The organism is Streptomyces sp. SX-6, assembly GCF_059089585.1.
Window position 1 is genome coordinate 1 of sequence record NZ_JBTHHU010000086.1, and the last position, 1,190, is coordinate 1,190.

The window sequence follows — 1,190 nt, forward strand, 5'->3', positions numbered from 1 at the left end:
GTCCTCGTTGTCGATTTCGGTGCGCAGTATGCGCAGCTCATTGCTCGTCGGGTCCGTGAGGCCCGGGTGTACAGCGAGATTGTGCCGAGCACGATGCCTGTGGCGGAGATGCTCGCGAAGAATCCGAAGGCGATCATCCTCTCCGGTGGTCCGTCGTCGGTGTACGAGGAGGGCGCCCCGCGTCTGGATCGTTCGTTGTTCGAGGCTGGTGTGCCGGTTTTCGGTATGTGTTACGGCTTCCAGTTGATGGCCACCGTGCTGGGTGGGACGGTCGACAACAACGGTGCGCGTGAGTACGGGCGTACGGCGTTGCGTGTGTCCAAGCCGGGTTCGACTCTTTTTGAGGGGACGCCGGAGGAGCAGTCGGTGTGGATGTCGCACGGCGATGCCTGCTCGGCCGCCCCCGAGGGCTTCACCGTCTCTGCCTCCACGGATCTGGTGCCGGTGGCGGCGTTCGAGAACGATGAGAAGAAGCTGTACGGCGTGCAGTACCACCCCGAGGTGATGCACTCCACGCATGGCCAGCTGGTGCTGGAGCACTTCCTGTACCGGGGTGCGGGTATTGAGCCGACGTGGACGACGGGCAGTGTGATCGAGGAGCAGGTTGCCGCGATCCGTGAGCAGGTCGGCACCAAGCGCGCCATCTGCGGCCTGTCGGGTGGTGTGGATTCGGCGGTCGCCGCTGCGCTCGTGCAGAAGGCCATCGGCTCGCAGCTGACCTGTGTGTATGTCGACCACGGTCTGATGCGCAAGGGCGAGACCGAGCAGGTCGAGAAGGACTTCGTCGCGGCAACCGGCGTCCAGCTCAAGGTCGTCGACGCCCAGGAGCAGTTCCTGGTCGCTCTCGCCGGGGTCAGCGACCCCGAGGAGAAGCGGAAGATCATCGGTCGGGAGTTCATCCGGGTCTTCGAGCAGGCGCAGGCGGAGATCGTCGCGGAGGCGGGTGAGAGTGGTGAGGCGGTGGAGTTCCTGGTGCAGGGCACGCTCTACCCCGACATCGTCGAGTCCGGTGGCGGCACGGGTACGGCCAACATCAAGTCCCACCACAACGTGGGGGGTCTGCCCGAGGACCTGGAGTTCAAGCTCGTCGAGCCGCTGCGGCACCTGTTCAAGGACGAGGTGCGCATGGTCGGCCAGGAGCTCGGCCTGCCCGATGAGATCGTCCAGCGCCAGCCCTTCCCCGGCCCGGG

The 1,190-nt window shown here is 65.6% G+C and carries 1 protein-coding gene; it reads left to right on the plus strand.

Annotation, left to right across the window (positions count from 1 at the left end; genetic code table 11):
• A partial coding sequence (guaA, locus tag ACV530_RS36580) for a glutamine-hydrolyzing GMP synthase (RefSeq protein ID WP_494337047.1) occupies nt 1-1,190 on the plus strand: 1,190 nt, incomplete at both ends.